Genomic DNA, 21,257 nt, shown 5'->3' with positions numbered 1-21,257 from the left:
ATCAGTCATCGGCCGGGGCCTCTGCCTCCTCCGGGGCCTCCTCGTCGGCCCAGGAGAACAGCGCGCGCAGTCGGGCGCCGACCTCCTCGATGTCGTGGTTCCGATCGGCCCGGTGGAGCTGGGTGTAGCTCGGGCGGCCGGCCTGGTTCTCCGCGATCCACTCGCGGGCGAACTCGCCGTTCTGGACCTGCTCCAGCGCCTCGTCCATGTTCTCGCGGACGCCCTCGCCGACGATGTCCGGCCCGACCGCGAGGCCGCCGTACTCGGCGGTGTCGGAGACCGAGTTCCACATCTCGGCCATCCCGCCCTCGTACATCAGGTCGACGATCAGCTTCATCTCGTTGAGACACTCGAAGTAGGCCATCTCGGGGCTGTAGCCCGCGTCGACGAGCGTCTCGTAGCCCTTCTTGATGAGCGACGTGATGCCGCCACAGAGGACGGCCTGTTCGCCGAACAGGTCCGTCTCGACCTCCTCCTTAAATGAGGTCTCGACGACGCCGGCGCGGGTACAGCCGATGGCCTGAGCGTACGCGAGCGCCTCCTCCTTGGCCTCGCCGGTCGTGTTCTGGTAGACGGCGAGGAGGGCGGGCGTGCCCGTATCCTCGACGTAGTTTCGCCGGAGGAGGTGGCCCGGCGTCTTGGGCGCGATCATCGTCACGTCGACGCCCTCGGGCGGGTGGATCTGGTTGTAGTGGATATTGAACCCGTGGGCGAACTGGAGGGTGTCGCCCTCCTCCAGGCCGTCGCTGATGGCCTCGAACACCGCCGGCTGGACGGTGTCGGGGACGAGCATCGAGACGACGTCCGCCTCCGCGGCGGCGTCGTCCGGGGTCGCCACGCGCAGGCCGTCGTTCTCGGCCTGCGCCCACGAGTCCGAGGATTTCCGGAGACCGACGACCACGTCGATCCCGCTGTCGTCGAGGTTCTGGGCGTGGGCGTGCCCCTGGCTGCCGTAGCCGAGGACGGCCACGGTCTTGTCGGCGATTGCGTCCCTGTTCGCGTCGTCGTCGTAGTATACCGGTGTGGTGAACTCTGTTTCGCTCATTGTGTTATGTCGTCTTTCGCGTGCCGCGTTCGAGCGCCGCGGTGCCGGTTCGGACGATCTCGTGGATGCCGAACCGCCCGAACGTCTCGACGGCGGCGTCGATCTTCTGCTCGCTGCCCGTGATCTCGACCGTCACCGACTCCCGGGAGACGTCGACGGTCTTGCCGTCGTACATCTCCGCCACCGCACCCACCTGGTCGGGGGCGCTCCCGTCGACCTTGATCAAGGCGAGTTCGCGCCGGATGGCGTCGGGTTCGAGCTCCGTGACGGCGATGACCGGGACGAGCTTCTGGAGTTGCTTTTTCGCCTGTTCGATGCCCGGTTCGGGCTCGTCGATCTCGAGGGTGATCCGCGCCCGGTCCCCATCGGTGGTCGGACCGACGGTCAGGCTTTCGATGTTGAACTGCCGCCGGCGGAAGAGCCCGGAGACGTTGGCCAGGACCCCCGGCTCGTGTTTCACGAGCGCCGAGAGGACGGCCCGCCGGCTCTCCGGCTCCGCCTCCACCTCGGGGTCGATGCGGATGCCCTGGGAGTTGCGCCGTCCGTCCGGCGACTGGCGCTCCTCGGGCGGCGGCCCCTCCAGTCCGCCGCTCATAGTTGGTCCTCCGAGAGGGCGAACTGGTCGTTCGCACCGCCGCTCGGCACCATCGGGTAGACGTTCTCCGCGGGATCGATGTGGAAGTCGATCACCGAGGGCCCGTCGTAGGAGAGCGCCTCCTCGACGGCGTCGGCCACCTCGTCGTAGTCGTCGACGCGCCAGCCGCGGGCGCCGAAGGCCTCCGCGAGCTTGTCGAACTCCGGGATCCAGCTGTAGCCGGCGGCCATGTGGCGCCCCTCGAAGAAGGCGTCCTGCCACTGGCGGACCATCCCGATGTACTCGTTGTTCAGGATGGCGACCGTGACGTCGAGGTCCTCACGCACCGCGACCGAGAGCTCCTGGACCGTCATCAGGAAGGAGCCGTCGCCGTCGATGCAGACGACTTCCTCGCCGTCGTCGGCGGCCAGACGGGCGCCGATGGCCGCGGGGAGCCCGTAGCCCATCGTCCCCAGGCCGTGCGAGGAGATCCACTTGCGCGGCTCGCGGAACGTCCAGTACTGGGACGCCCACATCTGGTGCTGGCCGACGCCCGAGGTGACGATGGCCTCGTCGCTCGTGGCCTCGTCCAGCGCCTCGACGACGAACTGCGGTTTCAGCGGCTCGTCGTCCGGCGCCGCGTAGTCCATCGGGTACTCCGACTTCCAGGTCTGGCACTGCTCGCGCCACTCGTCGGCGTCGGGCGCCTCGGACACCGCGTCGTGGAGTTGTTCGAGGACGCTCCCCGCGTCGCCGATCAGTGGGTAGTCCGCGTGGATGTTCTTGCTGATCTCCGCGGGGTCGATGTCGACGTGGATCACCTCCGCGTTGGGGGCGAAGGTGTCGATGCCGCCCGTGAGTCGGTCGTCGAAGCGGGTACCCACGGCGATCAGGAGGTCGGTGTGGTTGATCGCCATGTTGGCGTAGCCGGTGCCGTGCATCCCCGCCCACGACAGACAGAGTTCGTGGTCCTCGGGCATGGTCCCGATGCCGGGCATCGTCGTCACGACCGGAACCTCGTACTCGGTGGCGAAGGCCCGCGCCTCCTCGCTGGCGCCGGCTTTCGTGACGCCGCCGCCGAACAGGAGGAGCGGCCGGTCGGCCGACTCGATGGCGTTCGCGGCCGTCTCGACGGCCTCGGGGTCGGCCTCCTCCTGGGGCGTGTACGTCTCCGGCGTCTGTGGCATCCCCGGTTCGCGGTCCGTCTCGTCGTTCGTCACGTCCTTCGGGAGGTCGACGAGCGTCGGCCCCGGGCGACCGCTACCCGCGAGGGCCACCGCCTCGCCGACGGTGTCGCCGACGGTGTCGGCGTCGCTCGCGAAGTAGTTGTTCTTCGTGATCGGTGCGGTGATGCCCGTGGTGTCCGTCTCCTGGAAGGCGTCGCTGCCGACCATGGTCTGTGGCACCTGGCCGGTCAACGCCACCACGGCGTCGGAGTCCATGTTCGCGTCCGCGATGCCCGTCACGAGGTTGGTCGCGCCGGGCCCCGAGGTGGCCAAACAGACGCCCGGCCGCCCCGACACCACGTTGTAGGCGTCGGCGGCGTGGGCCGCCCCCTGCTCGTGGGCCATCATCACGTGGTCGATGTCCGACCCCCAGAGGGCGTCGTACACCGGCATGATCGCGCCGCCCTGCACCCCGAACATGGTCTCGATGCCAGCGTTCTCCAGGGCGCGCACGGTGGACGTCGCGCCGGACGTGACGGTCGTCGGCGCGCCGTCGCCACCCTTGGCGTCGGTCGTCTCCTCGGTCTCCCGCTGTTTGGTCGTTCGTTCGCTCATGGTCCTGTCTCGGTCGGTCGGTGACGGTGCCTCCGTCGCTGCCTGTGTGTGTGGGTCATTGGTCGAGTGGCCGTCTGGCTCCCTGTGGACGGTACGTGTGCCGGAGAGGATAGTGGGTGATGAGGGGCTATACAGCCCCTACAATGGGCTCGACCGGACCGCCGACTCCGCGCTGGCGGCCCCCGGAGGGGCCGGCGCTCGCGGCCTGACTGCGGTCGACGTCGAACCCTCGCATCGTACCCGTTGGATCCCACTCCGAGCGTATAACGCTTTCCGTCGCGGTCTGTCGGACGGGGGGCCACCCGCCGCTCCACGGGTGGAGCGAGCGGGCGTGGCCCCATCAGGCGCGAACCTCCTCCTCGCGCGTGACGTTCTCCTCGCGGGCGAACCGCCGGAGGTCCGCCATCGTGACGCGCTCCTTGTCCGCGCCGTAGTCCTTGACCAGTCGCGTGACGGCCCGGACCTCCGAGTCGGTCGGGGCGTAGCCGATCTCCTCGAGGCGCTTGCGCACCGAGTGGGTCCCCGTGTGCTTCCCGAGCACGAACTCCCGGGTGGCACCCACCATCTCGGGGGTCATCACGCCCGGCTCGAACGTGTCCGAGTTCTCGATGACGCCCGCGGCGTGGATGCCGCTCTCGTGGGAGAAGGCGTTCCGTCCCACGACGGGCTTGTTCGGCGGGTTGGGGATGTCGCTGTACTCCTCGACCATCCGGGACAGCTCCGTGATCCGGGTGGTGTCGATGCCGGTGTCGACGTCGTACAGCGCCTCGGAGGCCATCACGACCTCCTCGAAGGCCGCGTTGCCGGCGCGTTCGCCGATGCCGTTGACCGACACCTGTGCCTGCGCGGCGCCGGCCTCGAACCCGGCGATGGCGTTGGCCGTCGCCAGGCCGAAGTCGTCGTGTGCGTGCACGTCGACCCGCGCGTCGGTGTTCTCACGGACCATCCGCACCAGGTCCATGAAGCGAGTGGGGGTCGCGACCCCACACGTGTCGGGGATGTTGATCCAGTCGGTTCCCGCCTCGCTGACCGACTCCACCATCTCGACGAGGAAGTCGTCGTCGGTCCGGGTGGCGTCCATCGGCGAGAACATGCACTCCACGCCCGCCTCCTTCACGCGCTCGACGCAACTGACCGCGCGCTCGACCGCCTCCTCGCGGGAGGCGTGCATGGAGTCCTGCAGTTGCACGTCGCTCGTGCTCACGAAGACGTGGACCAGCTCCACGCCCGAATCGATCGCCGCCTCGACGTCCTTGTCGACGACGCGGGCGAGGCCACACACCGTCGTGTCGGTGGCGTTCGAGATGTCCCGAACGGCCTCGAACTCGGCGTCCGAGTTGACCGGGAACCCCGCTTCGATGACGTGGGTGCCCATGTCGTCGAGTACTTCGGCGATGTCTCGCTTCTCGTCGTAACTGAACGACGTGCGTGGCGACTGCTCACCGTCTCGTAGCGTCGTGTCGAAAATTCGTACACCGTCGATTTCACCGGTGCGGGCCAACGTGCCCTGGAAGAACTCGATCCGCCGGGGTCTCCGACGAATCCTCCATGTCGTTAGACATTGTATCCTACCAGAGGACGCCCCCGATATAAAAAGTTGTCCCTGTGGCCCGCATCATCAGCCGCCTGATCCGTTCGCGACGATCCCGGTTTCGTCCGTCGATTCGTTCCCCTCGGCTGTCGGAGAGGTTACCGACCGGCGGCGAACCCGCGGGCGATTCGTTCCACAAGCACGAACACGTTCGGGGGAAACCCTCTCGGGAAGCGGCGGGGAGTGTCCACCATGCCACTGATCGACTTCGAGGCCGGACGCGAGTACGACGACGACCGGTTCACCGCGAAGACCACCTTCGAGAGCGACCGGGCGAAGGTGCTCCGCGTCTACTTCGAACCGGGACAGTTCATCCCGGTCCACGCACCGGGGAGCGACCTCGTCGTCTCGGTCAGGGCGGGCACGGGCGTCGTCCGCGAGGACGAGACGTCCCACCGGGTCGAACCCGGTGACGCCGTCGTCGTTCCGGCGGACACGCCGCGGGGGATCAAGGCCGACGGCGACCGGCGCCTGGAGGCGCTCGTCGTGACCGCGCCCCCGCCGACGGACGCCGAACACGAACCGGTCCGGCAGGGGCTCCGGCGCGGCGAGTTCGATCCCGACTGATCGGCGCCTCGCGACGCCCGAACGCTTTTCTCGCGCCCCCGCGACCGTTTGGCCATGAGCGAGTTCGACCTCGACCTCCGCAACGCGGAGGAGCAACTCGAGGGTGGGGAGGACGGCGGTTCGGAGGTGATCCTCGGTGTCCTCGACGGGACCACCGATCCGGCCGAGTGGATCACGGCCGTCGAGGGCGGCGACGTCCTCGTGTTGGACGTCGACGGGGACCTGAATCGGCTCGCCGCCGGGTTCGCCCGCGAGGTCAGGGACGCCGGCGGGACGCTGATGCGCTTCCGTGGCTTCCTCGTCGTGACGCCACCGGACGTCGGCATCGACACCGACCGACTCTCCTAGCGGCGGATCGAGGGTTTAAGCGCGTCCCGCCCCCACGGAGGGGTATGCCACTGAAGGGGGGTCACCCGGACCTGCGAGAGATCGACCGCTGGGACGGCGGCGTCGGCTGGATCGCCTACCCCGACGAGCGGATGCAACGGGCGAGCCACGCCCTCGTCGGCGACGACGGGGTGTGGGTCGTCGATCCGGTCGACGCGCCGGGACTCGACGACCTGCTCGCGGAGTTGGGCGACGTCGCCGGCGTCGCGGTCTGTCTCGACCGCCACGAGCGCGACGCCGGGACGGTCGCCGCCCGCCACGATGCACCCGTCTACATCCCCGAGTGGATGGACGGGGTGGCGCCGTCGTTCGACGTGCCCGTCGAGCGGTTCGGCGCCGAACTCGGGGACTCGGGCTACCGCGTCCGTCGGGTCCGCGACGCCTCCCTGCCGCCGTGGCAGGAGGCTGCACTCTACACGGACGAGACGCTCCTGGTGCCCGAGGCCGTTGGCACCGCCTCCTTCTTCCGGGCCGGGTCGGAACGCCTCGGGGTCCACCCGATGCTCCGACCGATTCCCCCCCGCCGGGCGCTCGCCGACTTCGATCCCGAGCGGGTGCTCGTCGGCCACGGGGAGGGCGTCGTCACGGACGCGGGCGACGCGCTCCGGGACGCCCTCGACGGCGCGCGACGCCGACTGCCCGCCGCGTACGCGAATATGCTCCGCGAGATGGTGCTGGGGTGACTCGCGACCGCACGGACCGAACCGCGGTCTACGCCACTCGGGGATTGGTCGAGATGCTGCTCGAACGCGCCGCGGACGCCGAGCCCGCGTCCGTGAACCTCGTCCTCGATGCGACGACCGCCGACGAGTTCGACGCCGAGTTGGAGTTCGACCCGTCGACGCCGGTCCTCAGTCACGTCTACTTCCCCGCGGCGGGGCGAGCCGTCAGCGACGTGTTCGGCGTCGACCTCGGGACGCCCGCGGGCCGGGGGCGTGCCCGCTTTCTCAGCCACCCGCAGGGGCCCGCGGAGCTCACCCGCCGCGACGACCTCGCGGGCGTCGTGTTGCTCGCGGTGCCGCCGTGGGAGGACCTGCTCGCCTTCGACCGCCGGGGGCGACGCCTGGAACTGACCGTCGTCGACGCCGAGCCACCCGTCGAGTCGCTGCCCGACTGAGCGGGCGTCGAGTGGGTGTCCCGGCCCGCCCCGCCGACGGTCCGCCTCATACGGATTATTGTAACTGGTTGCCGGTGGTTCGCCGAGACGGTCCCGCGAACCACCGGTAATGACTTACAATAAACAGTATCAGTCGAGGTAGCCGAGGTCGGCCAACTGGTCGGCGATCTCCTCGAACTCCGCTTCGGTCAACTCGCCGCGACGCTGGTGCTGGATGACGATGCTCCGGAGCAGGAAGCGGACCAGGTCGCTCGTGCTGGAGAAACTGGTGCCTTCGATGGTCTCCTCGACCCGATCCCCGAGTTCCTTCGGGATCGAGACCGTCGTGTACTCGGTCATGCCCGAACCCAGGGGCGCGGGTGGGTTATACTCTCCGTGACGAAGCGGAATGGCGGTCGTTTTTAGTGGTTCGCCGACAACCCCCGGTAATGGCAGCCAGGCCGCCCCAGCAGGACACGTCGTCACCTGATTCGGTCGAGTTCGGCATCGCGGCGCTGGTCGGCCACCTCGACCGGGCGGAGGTGGAGTTCCCCGCGACCGAGGACGAGCTCGTCCGCGCGCTCGGCGATCCGGACGTGCCGTACGACGCCGCCGGCAACACGGTCGCGCTCTCGGAGGCGATGGAGGCGCTCCCCAAGCGGGACTTCGACTCCGAATCCGAACTGCTCGACCTGCTCCATCCCGTCTTCGAGGAGTACCGCGTCTCGACGGGCGGGAGCCTCCTCGGCCGCCTGCGTTCGATCCTCCCCTTCTAGCTCACGGCCTGTGGCGCTTCGTCGAGGGCCACGTCCAGCCGCTCGGTGACGAACTCCTTGACCACGCGCTCCTCGGCCCGGTGGAGCGTGACACTCGCCGTCGACTTCGCCAGATCGGCCGCCTCGGCGACTTCGGTCAGCGTGCTCTCCCGCGGCGTGTCGTAGTACCCCATCTCGACGGCCGTCACGAGCAACTCCTGTTGCCCGTCGGTGAGCAGGTCCGGCGACTCCGAGGTATCGTAGACCCGATTGAGGGTGTAGGACATCCCGAAGGCCTCGAGTTGGCGGCCGAACTCCGAGAGCCGGTCCCGCGAGGCCGTGAGTTCGATGACCGCCTCGCCGTCCCTGATCGTGAGGGGGAGTTCGATCGGGGCCCCCGACTCCTGAATCGACAGGAGGAGCAGCGGTTCACTCGTCTCGAACTGGACGATGGCGGTGTCGTCGGTCCGTTGCATCAGTGCCAGCGAGGAGATGCCCGAGCGATCCTCCAGCGCGTCGAGGACGGCGGGCATCCCCTCGCTCTCGATTTCGAGCAGGCCGAACCCGGCGTCCCCCGACGGGACCGCCGAGAGTACCCGGAACGTCGTCGACGGGAACGCCCGGGAGACTTCCCCGATCCAGACCGCGGACGGCAGATCGATGGTGAGTTTGGCGTAGGGCATGGACGTGTTCGGACGAACGTCATCCGTTCACACGGCGGTTTGCCCGAATATGTTCGCCGGGAGCGCCGGGGATCGAGCGCGCTCCGAGGACGTTCGGAGCGGTTCGCGGCACGGTCGACGGTCCCTCACTCGGGGGGTCCCGTCGTCCGGCACGGGGCGCTCCCCGCCGTGTACCAGATCGACAGCGACGGCGGGCGTCCGTCGCCGATCTCGACGTCGAGTCCGAGGCAGTCGGCGTCGGACTCGGCGAAGTCGAACCGCTCGGCCGCCGCGAGGGGCCGACCGTCCGGACGGACGAGCAGGCGGTCCGGTTCGACGCCGTCAGGATACCCCTCGAAGGTCGCCGTCCCCAGACCGTCCGGCCCGGCGGCCGGGACGCGCTTCGACGTCCAGTAGACCGGCGAGTCGGCTTCGAGCAGGAGGACGTGGATCGTGTGCGGTCGCGCGTCGCGGTTCGTGGCGCCGAGTTCGCCGAGCCACGGCGAGTTCCCGAACCGGCCTGCACACCCGGCGAGACTCCCGAGGACGGCGAGGGACGCACCGCGGAGGATCGTTCGACGGGACGGGGAGGGCATCGGGTGGACACGTCGCCCACGGGAGGAAACCGTGTCGGCGAATCCGTGGACGGGGGTCGATCCCGTGCCGGGGGTCGCGGGGCGCCACGGAAACGAACCGTTCACGTAGGGGCGAGACGGACGCCGTGACGTGTTCGGATCGACGCTCGACGCCGTCCGTGGCTTCCGGCGGCCGGTCTACGCCGTGGCCGGGGGGCGTCTCATCAACGTCTTCGGATCGGGGCTGGTCTACCCCTTCGCGAGCATCCACTTCCACCTGCAGGTGGGGCTCCCGCTGAGCGTCGTCGGCCTGGGCCTGCTCGCGAACAACGTCGCCACGGCGACGGGGACGGCCGTCGGCGGCTACCTCGCCGACCGCTACGGCCGGCGGCCGGTGATGGTCGGGAGCATGGCCCTCTCGGCGTTCACGCTCGCGGCGTACGCCCTCGTCGCCACGGGCGCGGGGTTCGTCGCCGTCGCGACGGCCGCGGGTCTGACGACGGGGCTGTACGCCCCCGCGAGTCAGGCGATGATCGCGGATCTCACGGACGCGGGGGAACGCGAGCGCGGCTACGGCCTCCTGAAGGTCGCCAGCAACGTCGGCTTCGGCTCCGGGTTCGTCGTCGGCGGCGTGCTCTACGAGTTCGCCGACACGGCCGTCTTCGTCGCCGACGGCCTCACCTCCGCCGTCGTCGCCGTCGTCCTCCTCGCCGCCCTCCCGCGGGTCCACGAGGGACGAGCGGCCGCCACCCTCTCGGAGAGCGTCGGCGACTGGGGGCGGGCCATCTCCCAGCGCCGACTCCTCGCGCTCGCCGGTCTCAACGTCGGGTTCGCGGTCATGTACGCCCAGATGCAGGCGACGGTACCCGTCGTCGCCAGCGAGACGCTTGGGCTCGACTCCGCGGAGATCGGTACGCTCTACGTCCTCAACCCGCTCGTCCTCGTCGTCTTCCAGATGCCGGTGCTGGCCGCCGTCTCGGGGTGGCGACGGACGCGCGGCCTCGTCGCGTCGACGGCCTTCTGGGCGGTCAGCTTCCTCGCCGTCGTGGCCGTCGACTGGACGCCCACCCTCCTCGCGGCCGTCGGCGTCGGGTCGACCGCGCGGGGAACGACGCTCCTCGGCGTCGGCTTGCTCGCGGCCTTCCTCGTCCTCCGGACCGTCGGCGAGGTGCTCCACTCGCCGCTGGTCACGTCGCTGGCGAGCGACCTGGGCCACGCGGACGAGCGGGGGTCGCGGCTCTCGCTGATCGAGGTCGCCAAGCGCCTGGGGATGGGCGGCGGCGCCGCCCTCGGGGGCGCCTTCTTCGATTTCGGCCTCGCCGCCCTGCTGTGGCCGACGCTGATCGTCGGCTGTGTGGGCCTGGCCGTCGGGGTGTTCGCGCTCGAACGCCGCGTCTCGGCCGCCGAGAACGGCGTCGCCGGCTATAGTAGCGATTGAAAGTCATTACACAGCCGATCGCAGTACTGCGTACGGTCGGCTGTGCAAACAGTTTCAATCGCTACTATACTCCCGCAACCGCTCCCGCACCGCCTCGCGGCGGACGGTCCCCGAGTCGGTTCGCGGGATCGACTCCGCGAACCGGATCGTCCGCGGGACCTTGTACCCCGCCAGCGACTCCCGGCAGTGGGCGTCGAGTTCGGCCGCCGAGGGGTCGGCATCCCCGCGGGGGACGACCAGCGCGGCGACGCGCTCCCCCCACTCCTCGTCGGGGACGCCCACGACCGCCGCGTCGGCCACGTCGGGGTGGGTCCGAAGCCGCTCGGCCACCTCGGCGGGGGCGACGTTCTCCCCGCCGGTGACGATCCGGTCGTCGACCCGCCCGATAACCCACAGGCGGCCGTCGGCGTCGCGGTAGCCCACGTCGCCGGTCCGCAGGCCGTCGGTACCGAGCGCGTCACCCCCGCTGTCGCCGAGGTAGCCCGGCGTCACCGTCGGCCCGTCGACGACGAGTTCGCCCACCTCGCCGGGCGGCCGCACCTCGCCGTCGTCGCCGCGGACGGTCACCTCGGTCCAGAGCAGCGGCCGGCCGACGGTCCCCGGATACTCACGTGCCTCGGCCGGCGTCGCCGTCGCGATCTGTGACGCCGTCTCGGTCATGCCGTAGGTGGGGAAGACCGGGACGTCCCGATCCGCACACCGGTCGAGCGTCGCCTCGGTGGCGGGCGCACCCCCGAGCAGGACCGCACGGAGGGAGTCCCCGAGCGACCCCGACGTCGCGTCGAGCAGTCGGTCGAGCGTCGTCGGCACCAGCGACGTGGCGGTCACGTCGTAGCGCTCGAAGTCGTCGGCGACGGCCGCGGCGTCGAACGACTCCCGGAGCACGACCGTCATGCCGTACAGCGGCATCCTGAAGGTGGGCGTGAGGCCGCCGACGTGGTGCAGGGGGAGCGCGACGTGCCACGTCTCCGCGCGGTCGAGGCCGAGGCGGACGGCGGAGGCGGCGGCGCTCGCCAGGAGGTTCCGGAGGGTCAATCGCACACCCTTCGGATCGCCCGTCGTCCCGGAGGTGAACGGGATCAGGACCGTCGCGTCGAGCGCCCAGTCGTGCGGGACGACGGCGTCCGGGGTGCGGGCGTCGAGCGCGGTCACGCCCTCGGTCGTCGCGTCGTCGACGGAGACCACGGGGACGCCGCCGGCCTCCTCGGCCGCCGCGACCGCCCGGTCGGCCGTCGTCGCCGCACAGATCACGGTCGTCGCCGCCGCCCGGTCCAGGTTGGTGGCGAGTTCGGCGGACGTAAGCCGGTGGCCGAGGGGGACGGTGACGGCGCCCAGGCGGAGCGCCGCGTGGAGCACCCGGACGGTGGCCACGCGGGGCGGGAGCACGACGGCGAGGCGGTCGCCGGGACGGACGCCGAGCGCCGCGAGGCGACCGGCGGTCCGCTCCACGGCCGAATCGAGGTCGGCGACCGTCCACCGCTCGTCGGCGTCGGCGTCGACGAGCGCCGTCGCGTCCGGGCTCACGTCGGCCCGGTAGTCGAGCGGATCGTTCATTCGCCCTCGACGAACTCCACGAGGACGCCACCGGTCGATTCGGGGTGGAGGAAGGCGACCCGGTGGCCCCAGGCGCCCGGCCGGGGTTCCTCGTCGACGAGTTCGACGCCGTGTGCCCGCGCCGCGTCGAGCGCGGCGGCCAAATCCGCCGTCTCGAAGGCGACGTGGTGGATGCCGGGGCCGTCACGCTCCAGCGAGCGGGCGACCGGTCCCGCGTCGTCGGTCGGTTCGAGCAGTTCCAGATAGCCGTTCCCCAGGTCGAGGAAGCTCACATCGAGGCCGTCGAACCGCTCGCGGTGGGCCACGGGAACGTCGAGGAGGCCCCCGAACAGGTCGGCGAACCGGTCGACGTCCCGCGTGGCGACGCCGAGGTGATCGAAGCGCATACGCCCACTCCCGCGTCCGCGACCAAATAGCCTGCGTGGCCTCGTACGGATATCGTAACTGTTCACCGGTGGTTCGCCAAGACAGTCGGGCGAACCACCGGTGACGACTTCCAATAAACGGTATCAGGACTCGTCGGCCTCGTCGTCCGTCGCGAACGGGGAGTCCTCGACGGAGACGAGCTCGACCGTCCGGGTGCGATCCGCAAGCTCCGAGAAGTAATCGAGGGCGATGGGGATGACCTCGTCGTCGGCTGCGAGTTTGAACCGTCCGTCGACGAACCCGAGATACTCCGCGTCGTCGCCGATGGGTTCGAACCGCAGCACCCACTCGGGGCCGTTCGCGTTCAGCCAGTTGGCGATGTCGTTGCCCGTGATCGTATCCCGATCGAGGTCGTCTCCAGGCGGTCCGGTCTCGCTCATCGGTCCGGAGAAAGGACGGTGGTGACTAAACGTTGTCCCCCGAACGGGTTCGTGCGTCCGGTCAGGAACGTGTCACGTTCAGGTCCCGCCGGACGTCCTCGGTGTACTCCTCGTCGACGTCGATGGGGGTGCCGGCGTTCCGAATCGTATTCGTGGCGATCACGCCCGCCTCTCCCGACCGGATCCGGATCCCCGCGGCCGCACAGTCGTTGATCGCGTTGCCGGTGACGGTGAAACTGTGCGGTCGTCTCCCCTCGCGTGCCGCGGTGTCCTCGGGGTCGGCGGGAACCGTCCGGGCGACGAACCCGACCTCGCAGTTCTCGATCCCGTTACCCGAGACGGTGACGTCGTACGACGTCGCCTCGGGCGTGCCGGCGACGGCCTCGCTGAGGTGGGTCTCCTTGTACTCTATCTCGATCCCCGCCTCGCCGCCGGGGTCGCCCCCGAACTTGTTCAAGTTCCGACAGACGTTGCCGACGATGGTCCCCTGCTGGGCCGGCGAGCACGCGATCAGGCTGTGGCCGCCGTCGAAGACGACGTTGCCGACGACGCTGAAGTTGCTGACGTTGTAGGTGGCGATGTTGTTGAACTTCATCCCCGAGACGCGGTTCTCCGCGACGACCACGTCGGTCGAGCGCTTCAGGTCGCGCTCCCCGCCTTCGGGTGCGCCACGGCTCGTGATCCCGTACCAGTTCGGGTTCACCACCTCGTTGCCGCGCACGACCACGTTCTCACAGCCGGTGAAGGAGAGCGCCATCTGGAAGCCGTTGACCGTCCGGTTGTTCCCGATCAGGACGCCGGTGGCGTCGTCGGCCTGGACGGCGTGGCTGTCCAGTTGCGTGCCCGCACCGTCGAACTCGACGTTCGTGACGGCGACGTCGTCGCCGCGGATCCGGATCAGGTCGTGACCGCGCGGCAGGGGATTCTCCTGGTCGTCGCTCGGGAGCGGGTCGTCGCGCCGACCGATCCGCGACCCGACGAACCGCGTGCCCCGCTGCCCGGTCAGTGCGGTGTCGTCGCCGAGCGTGGCCGGGCCGCCGAAGCGGAACGTGTCCGCGGCGGCGACGACGGTCCCGCCGCTCGCCGGGATGGCGTCGAACGCGTACTGGAACGCCTCCTCGGCGTTGCGGTCCGCCGTCGTCCGGAACGCGACGCCCGTCCCGTCGGTCACGCGGTACTGGCCGTTCTCCCGGTAGACGAAGTACGTGGCGCCGGGCCGTCCCGGACCTCCGCCCCGCTGAGCCACGCCGGTACCGGTGAACGCGCCGAGGCCGGCCGCCGACCCGACGCCGGCGACGAACGACCGCCGGGTCGACCGCCAGTCGGCGACGCGTGCGAGTCCCGTATCGCTGGTGTCGTCTGCCATCGCTCCGGCCTGTGCCCGATCCGTCCTTAACCCTATATAATAGCCGTCCGGACGCTCACGGTCGGCTCCGGAGCGGTGGGAACCGCGGGGAACGCTTCGAACCGTCCCCGACACACAGCCCGGCTCCGTCGTCCACAATAGTGCTACCGAGGGCCACGTTGCCCTCTCGATCGGTTCGAACCTCGCGTACGGCTACGTACACGAATATATCAATATTACAATAGTTAATGGTCGGTCGGTCACTCGCCACGCACGATGTCGGAGAAACACTCCGCACGACGGCGACGGTTCCTGAAATGCTCGGCGGCGGCCGTAGCGACCGGGCTGGCCGGCTGTGCCGGCGGCACCGGCGGTGGCGGGGGCGAGAGCGGCAGCAACGACGTGAGCGGCGCGTCGGGCTCCGGTGACCCGCTGCTCGCGGAATCCGGATCGTTCGACCCCGCCGAGCCCGGCTGGGAGGAGCGCAACTACCTCTCGGGACCGCTGATCGAGTCGGGCTACGAGCGCGGTGGCCAGTCGGACCTGGAGAACATGAGCAACCGGGAGGTCGAAGAGGTACCCCACGGCGACCCCGTCCGCGAGGCTCCCGAGGACGAGAGCGAGTACCTCGACCCCGATACGCTGATCTTCACCGAGAGCCCGAGCGAAGACGTCGAGGGTCGCTACGAGGAGGACTTCCAGGCGGTGTTCGACCGGATCGAGGAGGAGACCGGGAAGCCCGTCGAGTACAACCGGGTCAACAGCTACGCCGCCTCCGTCGAGGCGATGCGCTCGGAACGCGCCCACATCGCCAACTTCTCGACGGGGACGACCTGTTTCGCGGTCAACCTCTGTGGCGCGGTGCCCTTCGCCGCCGGCGTCGCCCCCGACGGCGCTTTCGGCTACCGCCTGTTCGCCACGACGCGGGCGGACGCGAGCGGTATTCGGTCCGTCGAGGACTTCGCGGACGACGACGTCCGGATGGCCCACGCCGAACCGGCCTCGAACTCCGGTCACCAGGCCCCCTCCGCGCTGTTCGACCAGTACTTCGACGTGACCGCGGGCGAGGATTACGAGATCAACTTCTCCGGCGGCCACTCCCAGACCACCCGCGGCATCGCCGCCGGCGACTACGACGCCGGCCCCATCTGTTCGACCTGTTTCAAGGACACCGTCGAGGGCGACAGTAACCTCAGCTACGACCAGTTCAAGGTCGTCTGGGCGTCCGCGCCGTTCCCCAACGGCCCCATCGCCTACCGGTACAATCTCCACCCGGACATCGTCGAGGGCATCGAGGCGGCGTGGCTCGACTCCGATTTCGCGGGCACCACCTACGCCGAGCGGACCGGCTACGACGAGTACGTCCCCATCGAGTACCGGCGCCACTGGTACGACATCATGGTCATCCAGCGGTACAACGGCGTCGAGTACACGCAGAGCACGCTGAGCGAATGACCCTCGAAGCGACCGACCTCCGGAAGACGTACCCGACCGGCGACGAGGCGCTGAAGGGCGTCAGTCTCTCCATCGAGGGGAGCGAGACGGTGGCGATGATCGGCCCCAGCGGCGCGGGCAAGAGCACGTTCGTCCGGTGTATCAACCGGCTCACGGAGCCGACGAGCGGAAGTCTGCGCCTCGACGGGACGGAGCTGACCGCCCTCGACGCCGACGAACTCCGGGCGGCCCGCCGCGACATCGGGATGATCTTCCAGGAGTACAACCTCGTCGAGCGCCTCACCGTGATGGAGAACGTCCTCACCGGTCGGCTGGGCTACGTCTCCGCGTGGCGCGCCTTCCGCCGTGACTTCCCGCCGGAGGACGTCGAGCGGGCCTACGGGATCCTCGACCGCGTCGGCCTCGGGGACATGGAGGACAAACGCGTCGACGAACTCTCCGGCGGACAGCGCCAGCGGGTCGGCATCGCACGGGCCGTGATCCAGCAGCCGAAGATCCTCCTCGTCGACGAGCCGACCTCAAGCCTCGACCCCGAGACGTCGAACACCGTGATGGACCTTCTCACCGACATCGCGGCCGAGCGGGAAATCCCCGTCCTCATCAACATCCACGAGGTCGACCTCGCGTTGGACCACGCCGACCGCGTCGTCGGCCTCCACGACGGCGAACTCGTCTTCGAGGGGACGCCCGCGGAACTGGACGAGGGGGCCCTCGACCGCGTCTATCGCGGCGCGGACCCGCCGGAATCGGACCCGTCGCCGACGGCGACCGAGGGGTCGACGGGCGACCGGACGCTCGGCGTGCCGGAGGAACCGGAGCGGTCGGTGCCCGGGGGGTCCTGACGTGGCCGCGGGCGAGCGCACCTGGCAGCGGCCGACCGTCTTCGGCCGCCGCGGGATCAAGTGGGGAGTGTACGCCGCCGTCGTGGCCTTCTTCGCGTGGTCCGCGTGGGGAGTCGGTGCGGACCCGTCGCGGATCGTCCGCGGACTGGGCCGCGGGGTGACGCTCCTCGGCGACTTCTTCCCGCCCGACGCGACGCCACGACAGGCCCAGCGCATCGTCGACAAGATGGTCGAGAGCGTCGCGATGGCGATGGTGGCGACGGTCACCGGCATCGCGCTCAGCGTCCCCGTCGCGTTCATGGCCGCGGAGAACCTCGCGCCCCGACCGCTGTACTACCTCAACCGCGGGTTCATCTCGATCTCGCGGGCGTTCAACGCCATCATCGTCGCCATCCTCGTGGTGAAGGCGGTCGGACTCGGCCCGCTCGCGGGCATCGTCACGATCACGTTCAAGACCGTCGGGTTCTTCTCGAAGCTGCTCGCGGAGGACCTGGAGGATATCGACGCCGGGAGCGTCGACGCCGTCCGGGCGGTGGGCGCCTCGCCCCTCCAGACGCTCTGCTACGGCGTGGTCCCACAGATCGTCCCCCGGTTTGCCGGGCTGTCGGTGTACCGCTGGGACATCAACATCCGCACCTCGACCGTCGTCGGCATCGTCGGCGCGGGCGGCATCGGCTCGGTCCTGCTCACCGCGTTCAACCGCTACGACTACCAGTACGTCTCGGCGATCCTGCTCGCCATCGTCCTGGTCGTCCTCGTCGCCGAGGGCGTGAGTGCGGTCGTCCGACGGAGGTACCAGTGATGTCGAGCGAGACGCGGGAGTGGCGGCGGTTCGACCGTCGCCGCCGGCTCGGCCGGTCGCTCGGCTGGCTCGTCGCGCTGGTCGTCTTCGTCGGCTCGTGGCAGTTCCTCGATATGCGCCTCGTGGCCGCCGAGACGGTTCCGCGGGAGGTCAACGACCTCCTGTCGCGGATGTACCCGCCGGACGTGGCCTACGCGGGCGAGGTCGTCGCCCCGCTGATCGAGACCCTCCACATCGCCGCGCTGGGCACCGCCGGCGCGCTGGTGCTCGCGGTGCCGGTCGCCCTGCTCGCCGCCGAGAACACGACGCCCAACCGCGCGACCTACTGGCTCGGGAAGGTGATCGTGACCGTCAGCCGGTCGGTGAACACCATCGTCTGGGCGCTGATCTTCGTGGTGGTGTTCGGCGCCGGTCCCCTCGCCGGTGCCGTCGCTATCGCCTTCCGTTCGGTCGGCTTCCTCGGGAAGCTCCTCGGCGAGGAGATCGAGGAGATCGACTTCGGACAGGTCGAGGCGGTCGAGGCCGCGGGGGCCTCGCCCGTCCAGACGCTCCTGTACGGTATCCTTCCACAGGTGAAACCCGCGCTCGTCGGACTGTCGGTGTACCGCTGGGACATCAACGTCCGCGACTCAACCATCCTCGGGTTCGTCGGGGCGGGCGGGATCGGCGTCCAACTGTTCCGGGCGGTCAACGCCTTCGCCTGGGGGTCCGTGGCGACCATTCTCCTCGTGATCCTAGGGGTCGTGATCGCGAGCGAAGTGATCTCGGCGTGCGCCCGGGGGCTGGTCCGATAGCGTGACCGTGAAGCGACTCCGGCACGGAGTGGAACCCACATGAGCCCGCCGACCCCGCCAGGGACGGACACCGGAACGACCGACCGTGCCCTGCTGTTCGACATGGACGGCGTCCTGATCGAGGGCCGCGGGGCCGACGACGTCGTCCACGAACACGCCCGCGACGACACGCTCGCGGAGTACGGGATCGACCCGCCGGAGCGCCACCGCGCGCCGCTCGGGAACTACGAGTACACGGACGCGTTCGTCGAGGCGTGTCGCGCAGTCGGCGTCGACCCCGTCGACTTCTACGCGGCGCGCGAGCGCCACAGCGCCCGACGGATCGTCGAGCGCCTCCGGGCCGGCGAACGCGGCCTCTACCCCGACGTCGACGCCCTCGACCGGGTGGCCGACGGCCGCCCACTCGGCGTCGTCAGCAACAACTACGATCCGGCCGTCGAGTTCGTCGTCGACCACCACGGACTGGACGCCTTCTCCTTCGTCCGCGGCCGGGACCCCGGGGTCGACGGCTTCCGCCGCCGCAAGCCGGATCCCCACTACCTGCACGAGGCGCTGGACGCCCTCGACGCCGAGACCGGATACTACGTCGGCGACCGCGAAACCGACGTCGTCGCGGCCGAACGCGCCGGGCTCGACGGCGTGTTCGTCCGTCGTGACCACAACGCCGACGCGACCCTGCGTGTCGACCCCACCCACGAAATCGAGTCGCTGACCGAACTCGACCGGCTGTTCGAGCGGTGAGTGCGCACTCACCGCAATCTATAAGAGCCGACACGCGTTAGAATATAATGATAAAACATGAATGATTCGGGCACGATCGACTGTCCGCTCTGTCCACGGGCGCTGTCCGCTCGGACGGAACTCCGGATCCACCTGATGGTCGACCACCGGAAGAGCACGGTCATCGACGAGTACGTCGACCGGCTGGACCGCCGCGACGGGTCGACGGTCGCTACCCCCTGATCGGGCTACCGTCCGGGCTGGTACTCGCCGAACTCGTCGCGAAGGACGTTCGCTATCTCGCCGACGGACGCGTAGGCCTTCACCGCGTCGACGATGGGCGGGAGCAGGTTGTCGTCGCCCCGGGCCGTCTCCCGGAGGGACGCGAGTGCGGCCTCGACCGCCTCGTCGTCGCGGTCGGCCCGGACCGTCTCGAGGCGGTCGATCTGTCGGCGTTCGTCCTCCTCGGTCACCTCCTCTAGATCCACCTCGGGGTCCTCGTCCTCGACGCGGAACTCGTTGACGCCGACGATGATCCGCTCGCCCTCCTCGATCTCCTGTTGGCGGTCGAAGGCGACGTCCTGGATCTGCCCTTGCACCCACTGGGACTTCACCGCGTCGAGCATGCCGCCGCGTTCGTCGATCTCGTCGAGCAGATCGAGGGCCTCGCTCTCCAGTTCGTCCGTCAGGGACTCGACGTAGTAGCTCCCGGCGAGGGGGTCGATGGTGTCGGCCGCCCCCGACTCGTGGGCGAGGATCTGCTGGGTGCGAAGCGCCGTCCGGACGCTCTTCTCGGTCGGGAGCGACAGCGCCTCGTCCTTCCCGTTGGTGTGGAGGCTCTGGGTGCCGCCCAGCACCGCGGCGAGCGCCTGGTAGGCGACGCGGACGACGTTGTTGTCGATCTGCTGGGCGGTCAGCGTCGAGCCGCCGGTCTGGGTGTGGAACTTCAGCTGCTTCGATTTGGGGTTCTCGGCACCGAACCGCTCTTCCATGATCGAGGCCCACATCCGGCGGGCCGCGCGGAACTTCGCCACCTCCTCGAAGATGTTGTTGTGGGCGTTGAAAAAAAAGGAGAGCTGTGGGGCGAACTCGTCGACGTCGAGGCCGGCGTCGAGGGCGGCCTCGACGTACTCGATGCCGTTGCCGAGGGTGAAGGCGATCTCCTGGGCCGCGGTCGACCCGGCCTCGCGGATGTGATACCCCGAGATCGAGATGGTGTTGAACTTCGGCGTCTCGGTCGCACAGAACTCGAAGATGTCGGTGATCAGCCGCATCGACGCCTCCGGCGGGTAGATGTAGAGGTTGCGCGCGATGTACTCCTTCATGATGTCGTTCTGGATGGTTCCCCGGAGTTCCCCCCGATCGACACCCTGCTGGTCGCCGATGGCGACGTACATCGCGAGCAGGATGGCGGCAGGCGCGTTGATCGTCATGCTCGTCGACACCTCGTCGAGCGGGATACCGTCGAAGACCGTCTCCATGTCCCGCAGGGTGTCGATGGCGACGCCCGACTTCCCCACCTCGCCGGCGGCCATCGTGGCGTCGGAGTCGTAGCCCATCTGGGTCGGCAGGTCGAACGCCATCGAGAGGCCGGTCTGGCCCTCGTCGAGCAGGTAGTTGAACCGCTCGTTGGTCTCCGTCGCGGTCCCCATGCCCGCGTACTGACGCATGGTCCACAGCCGACCGCGGTACATCGTCGAGTAGACGCCACGGGTGTAGGGCTCCTGACCCGGGTACCCCAGATCCGCCTCGTAGTCCAGGTCGGCGACGTCGGCGGGCGTATAGAGGGGGTCGACCGACTGCCCGCCGGTGTCGGTGGTGAACGCCTCCTTGCGCTCCCCGAACCGATCCACGGTCGGCCCGTAGGCGTCGTCCTCCCACTCCGCCTTGGCCTCGCGGATCCGTTCGAGGTCGTCGGGGTCGAACATGCGCGGAAGGTGGAGCGCCGCGACCTTAATCCTTCGAGACCCCGTCGGCGACGTCGTTTTCAGGGATCGGGAATCGTCGACGCCAGTTATCTCGGTACGGAGCCGACGTTCGAACGAGGTGAGCACGATGCAACTACCCATCTACACTCTCGGCGGACTCGCACAGCACCACCCCGGCCCGCACGGCCCCCACTGGGGCGCCGGCCCCGCGGGTGGGATGGGATCGGGCCTGGGCATGGGCGGCGGGTGGCTCGTCCTCCTGTTGGTGTTCGCGCTTCTCGTGGTCGGCGTCGTCGCCGCGGCGCTGTACCTGCGGGGCGAGACGGGCGACACCGACCGGACCGCGGACGACGCGCTCGCGACGCTCCGGGAGCGGTACGCCACAGGCGACCTCGACGACGACGAGTTCGAGCGCCGCCGGGAACGGCTGACCGGACGAACCGGCTGACGACCGGCGGCGACCCTCGGTCCCGGGACGGCCGGTTTTCTCGTCTGATAATTCGGTCGGGTGCTTTTATACGCCCGCTTGCCAGCGTACGG

General features: G+C 69.5%; 24 protein-coding genes and 1 pseudogene. 13 read left to right on the top strand and 12 right to left on the bottom strand.

Features of this window, described 5'->3' with window-relative positions:
* Position 1: 1 nt before the first annotated feature.
* The 4 genes from ilvC to EI982_RS01465 form a co-directional block, all read right to left on the bottom strand.
* Positions 2–1,045, bottom strand: a complete 1,044-nt coding sequence (gene ilvC / locus EI982_RS01480) for a ketol-acid reductoisomerase (protein ID WP_157687804.1) — start codon at positions 1,043–1,045, stop codon at positions 2–4.
* 4 nt (positions 1,046–1,049) lie between these two features.
* Positions 1,050–1,640, bottom strand: coding sequence for an acetolactate synthase small subunit (gene ilvN, locus EI982_RS01475; RefSeq protein ID WP_157687803.1), 591 nt, complete (start codon positions 1,638–1,640; stop codon positions 1,050–1,052).
* Entirely contained in the window at positions 1,637–3,400 is a 1,764-nt protein-coding gene (gene ilvB / locus EI982_RS01470) for a biosynthetic-type acetolactate synthase large subunit (protein WP_157687802.1), read from the bottom strand. The genes ilvN and ilvB overlap by 4 nt, the downstream gene beginning before the upstream one ends.
* A 340-nt stretch (positions 3,401–3,740) precedes the next feature.
* Positions 3,741–4,991, bottom strand: coding sequence for a LeuA family protein (locus EI982_RS01465; protein WP_233255333.1), 1,251 nt, complete (start codon positions 4,989–4,991; stop codon positions 3,741–3,743).
* A gap of 192 nt (positions 4,992–5,183) precedes the next feature.
* Between EI982_RS01465 and EI982_RS01460 the strand changes: the two genes are divergently transcribed.
* The 4 genes and pseudogenes from EI982_RS01460 to EI982_RS01445 all read left to right on the top strand — a co-directional run.
* Complete coding sequence (locus tag EI982_RS01460) at positions 5,184–5,558, top strand: cupin domain-containing protein (protein WP_157687801.1); 375 nt, start codon at positions 5,184–5,186, stop codon at positions 5,556–5,558.
* 54 nt (positions 5,559–5,612) lie between these two features.
* Positions 5,613–5,906 carry a DUF5779 family protein gene (locus EI982_RS01455; protein WP_157687800.1) on the top strand — a complete coding sequence of 98 codons (294 nt, stop codon included), beginning with the start codon at positions 5,613–5,615 and terminating at the stop codon, positions 5,904–5,906.
* 44 nt (positions 5,907–5,950) lie between these two features.
* Entirely contained in the window at positions 5,951–6,628 is a 678-nt protein-coding gene (locus EI982_RS01450) for a hypothetical protein (RefSeq protein ID WP_157687799.1), read from the top strand.
* A 26-nt stretch (positions 6,629–6,654) separates the two neighbouring features.
* Positions 6,655–7,062 (top strand): annotated as a pseudogene (locus EI982_RS01445) (hypothetical protein); the annotation flags it as partial.
* Between the two features lie 129 nt (positions 7,063–7,191).
* On the opposite strand, the gene EI982_RS01440 reads toward EI982_RS01445, so the two are convergent.
* Positions 7,192–7,401, bottom strand: a complete 210-nt coding sequence (locus EI982_RS01440; RefSeq protein ID WP_157687798.1) for a ribbon-helix-helix domain-containing protein — start codon at positions 7,399–7,401, stop codon at positions 7,192–7,194.
* Positions 7,402–7,490: 89 nt separating this feature from the next.
* On the opposite strand from EI982_RS01440, the gene EI982_RS01435 reads away from it, so the two are divergent.
* Complete coding sequence (locus EI982_RS01435; RefSeq protein WP_157687797.1) at positions 7,491–7,817, top strand: hypothetical protein; 327 nt, start codon at positions 7,491–7,493, stop codon at positions 7,815–7,817.
* Here EI982_RS01435 and EI982_RS01430 read toward each other — a convergent pair.
* Positions 7,814–8,479 (bottom strand): helix-turn-helix domain-containing protein, encoded by a 666-nt coding sequence (locus EI982_RS01430; RefSeq protein WP_157687796.1) that lies wholly within the window; start codon positions 8,477–8,479, stop codon positions 7,814–7,816. The genes EI982_RS01435 and EI982_RS01430 overlap by 4 nt on opposite strands.
* A 125-nt stretch (positions 8,480–8,604) precedes the next feature.
* Complete coding sequence (locus tag EI982_RS01425; protein ID WP_157687795.1) at positions 8,605–9,054, bottom strand: hypothetical protein; 450 nt, start codon at positions 9,052–9,054, stop codon at positions 8,605–8,607.
* 130 nt (positions 9,055–9,184) lie between these two features.
* On the opposite strand from EI982_RS01425, the gene EI982_RS01420 reads away from it, so the two are divergent.
* Positions 9,185–10,471 carry an MFS transporter gene (locus EI982_RS01420; protein WP_157687794.1) on the top strand — a complete coding sequence of 429 codons (1,287 nt, stop codon included), beginning with the start codon at positions 9,185–9,187 and terminating at the stop codon, positions 10,469–10,471.
* Positions 10,472–10,525: 54 nt separating this feature from the next.
* Here EI982_RS01420 and menE read toward each other — a convergent pair whose 3' ends face one another.
* From menE to EI982_RS01400, 4 genes are all read right to left on the bottom strand, one after another.
* A complete protein-coding gene (gene menE, locus EI982_RS01415; RefSeq protein ID WP_157687793.1) occupies positions 10,526–12,025 on the bottom strand; it encodes an o-succinylbenzoate--CoA ligase in 1,500 nt (499 codons plus the stop codon).
* Positions 12,022–12,411 (bottom strand): methylmalonyl-CoA epimerase, encoded by a 390-nt coding sequence (mce, locus tag EI982_RS01410; RefSeq protein WP_157687792.1) that lies wholly within the window; start codon positions 12,409–12,411, stop codon positions 12,022–12,024. The genes menE and mce overlap by 4 nt, the downstream gene beginning before the upstream one ends.
* Before the next feature lie 123 nt (positions 12,412–12,534).
* Positions 12,535–12,831 carry a hypothetical protein gene (locus EI982_RS01405; protein WP_157687791.1) on the bottom strand — a complete coding sequence of 99 codons (297 nt, stop codon included), beginning with the start codon at positions 12,829–12,831 and terminating at the stop codon, positions 12,535–12,537.
* Between the two features lie 61 nt (positions 12,832–12,892).
* Positions 12,893–14,197 (bottom strand): right-handed parallel beta-helix repeat-containing protein, encoded by a 1,305-nt coding sequence (locus EI982_RS01400; protein WP_157687790.1) that lies wholly within the window; start codon positions 14,195–14,197, stop codon positions 12,893–12,895.
* Between the two features lie 255 nt (positions 14,198–14,452).
* Here EI982_RS01400 and phnD point away from each other — a divergent pair, with 255 nt between their 5' ends.
* From phnD to EI982_RS01370, 6 genes are read left to right on the top strand one after another with little or no spacing between them, the layout of a single operon-like run.
* Positions 14,453–15,631 carry a phosphate/phosphite/phosphonate ABC transporter substrate-binding protein gene (phnD, locus tag EI982_RS01395; protein ID WP_394352055.1) on the top strand — a complete coding sequence of 393 codons (1,179 nt, stop codon included), beginning with the start codon at positions 14,453–14,455 and terminating at the stop codon, positions 15,629–15,631.
* Positions 15,628–16,473, top strand: a complete 846-nt coding sequence (phnC, locus tag EI982_RS01390; RefSeq protein ID WP_157687789.1) for a phosphonate ABC transporter ATP-binding protein — start codon at positions 15,628–15,630, stop codon at positions 16,471–16,473. Before phnD ends, phnC begins: the two co-directional genes overlap by 4 nt.
* Before the next feature lies 1 nt (position 16,474).
* Entirely contained in the window at positions 16,475–17,275 is an 801-nt protein-coding gene (gene phnE, locus EI982_RS01385) for a phosphonate ABC transporter, permease protein PhnE (RefSeq protein WP_157687788.1), read from the top strand.
* Positions 17,275–18,069, top strand: a complete 795-nt coding sequence (gene phnE, locus EI982_RS01380; protein ID WP_157687787.1) for a phosphonate ABC transporter, permease protein PhnE — start codon at positions 17,275–17,277, stop codon at positions 18,067–18,069. The genes phnE (EI982_RS01385) and phnE (EI982_RS01380) overlap by 1 nt, the downstream gene beginning before the upstream one ends.
* Positions 18,070–18,108: 39 nt before the next feature.
* Positions 18,109–18,810, top strand: a complete 702-nt coding sequence (locus EI982_RS01375; protein WP_157687786.1) for an HAD family hydrolase — start codon at positions 18,109–18,111, stop codon at positions 18,808–18,810.
* A 57-nt stretch (positions 18,811–18,867) separates the two neighbouring features.
* Positions 18,868–19,032, top strand: a complete 165-nt coding sequence (locus EI982_RS01370) for a hypothetical protein (RefSeq protein ID WP_157687785.1) — start codon at positions 18,868–18,870, stop codon at positions 19,030–19,032.
* Between the two features lie 5 nt (positions 19,033–19,037).
* Here EI982_RS01370 and EI982_RS01365 read toward each other — a convergent pair whose 3' ends face one another.
* Complete coding sequence (locus tag EI982_RS01365) at positions 19,038–20,717, bottom strand: acyl-CoA mutase large subunit family protein (protein ID WP_157687784.1); 1,680 nt, start codon at positions 20,715–20,717, stop codon at positions 19,038–19,040.
* A 127-nt stretch (positions 20,718–20,844) separates the two neighbouring features.
* Here EI982_RS01365 and EI982_RS01360 point away from each other — a divergent pair, with 127 nt between their 5' ends.
* Positions 20,845–21,165, top strand: coding sequence for an SHOCT domain-containing protein (locus tag EI982_RS01360; protein ID WP_157687783.1), 321 nt, complete (start codon positions 20,845–20,847; stop codon positions 21,163–21,165).
* Positions 21,166–21,257 lie beyond the last annotated feature (92 nt).

It is taken from the genome of Haloplanus salinarum (assembly GCF_009762275.1).
Taxonomy (GTDB): Archaea; Halobacteriota; Halobacteria; order Halobacteriales; family Haloferacaceae; genus Haloplanus; species Haloplanus salinarum.
This window is presented reverse-complemented; position numbering and strand designations above follow the sequence as displayed.

Coding starts and splice junctions, on each gene's coding strand:
- ilvC (WP_157687804.1), bottom strand. CDS start 1,045: ATGAGCGAAACAGAGTTCACCACACCGGTATACTACGACGACGACGCG.
- ilvN (WP_157687803.1), bottom strand. CDS start 1,640: ATGAGCGGCGGACTGGAGGGGCCGCCGCCCGAGGAGCGCCAGTCGCCG.
- ilvB (WP_157687802.1), bottom strand. CDS start 3,400: ATGAGCGAACGAACGACCAAACAGCGGGAGACCGAGGAGACGACCGAC.
- EI982_RS01460 (WP_157687801.1), top strand. CDS start 5,184: ATGCCACTGATCGACTTCGAGGCCGGACGCGAGTACGACGACGACCGG.
- EI982_RS01455 (WP_157687800.1), top strand. CDS start 5,613: ATGAGCGAGTTCGACCTCGACCTCCGCAACGCGGAGGAGCAACTCGAG.
- EI982_RS01450 (WP_157687799.1), top strand. CDS start 5,951: ATGCCACTGAAGGGGGGTCACCCGGACCTGCGAGAGATCGACCGCTGG.
- EI982_RS01440 (WP_157687798.1), bottom strand. CDS start 7,401: ATGACCGAGTACACGACGGTCTCGATCCCGAAGGAACTCGGGGATCGG.
- EI982_RS01435 (WP_157687797.1), top strand. CDS start 7,491: ATGGCAGCCAGGCCGCCCCAGCAGGACACGTCGTCACCTGATTCGGTC.
- EI982_RS01430 (WP_157687796.1), bottom strand. CDS start 8,479: ATGCCCTACGCCAAACTCACCATCGATCTGCCGTCCGCGGTCTGGATC.
- EI982_RS01425 (WP_157687795.1), bottom strand. CDS start 9,054: ATGCCCTCCCCGTCCCGTCGAACGATCCTCCGCGGTGCGTCCCTCGCC.
- menE (WP_157687793.1), bottom strand. CDS start 12,025: ATGAACGATCCGCTCGACTACCGGGCCGACGTGAGCCCGGACGCGACG.
- mce (WP_157687792.1), bottom strand. CDS start 12,411: ATGCGCTTCGATCACCTCGGCGTCGCCACGCGGGACGTCGACCGGTTC.
- EI982_RS01405 (WP_157687791.1), bottom strand. CDS start 12,831: ATGAGCGAGACCGGACCGCCTGGAGACGACCTCGATCGGGATACGATC.
- EI982_RS01400 (WP_157687790.1), bottom strand. CDS start 14,197: ATGGCAGACGACACCAGCGATACGGGACTCGCACGCGTCGCCGACTGG.
- phnD (WP_394352055.1), top strand. CDS start 14,453: ATGTCGGAGAAACACTCCGCACGACGGCGACGGTTCCTGAAATGCTCG.
- phnC (WP_157687789.1), top strand. CDS start 15,628: ATGACCCTCGAAGCGACCGACCTCCGGAAGACGTACCCGACCGGCGAC.
- phnE (WP_157687787.1), top strand. CDS start 17,275: ATGTCGAGCGAGACGCGGGAGTGGCGGCGGTTCGACCGTCGCCGCCGG.
- EI982_RS01375 (WP_157687786.1), top strand. CDS start 18,109: ATGAGCCCGCCGACCCCGCCAGGGACGGACACCGGAACGACCGACCGT.
- EI982_RS01370 (WP_157687785.1), top strand. CDS start 18,868: ATGAATGATTCGGGCACGATCGACTGTCCGCTCTGTCCACGGGCGCTG.
- EI982_RS01365 (WP_157687784.1), bottom strand. CDS start 20,717: ATGTTCGACCCCGACGACCTCGAACGGATCCGCGAGGCCAAGGCGGAG.
- EI982_RS01360 (WP_157687783.1), top strand. CDS start 20,845: ATGCAACTACCCATCTACACTCTCGGCGGACTCGCACAGCACCACCCC.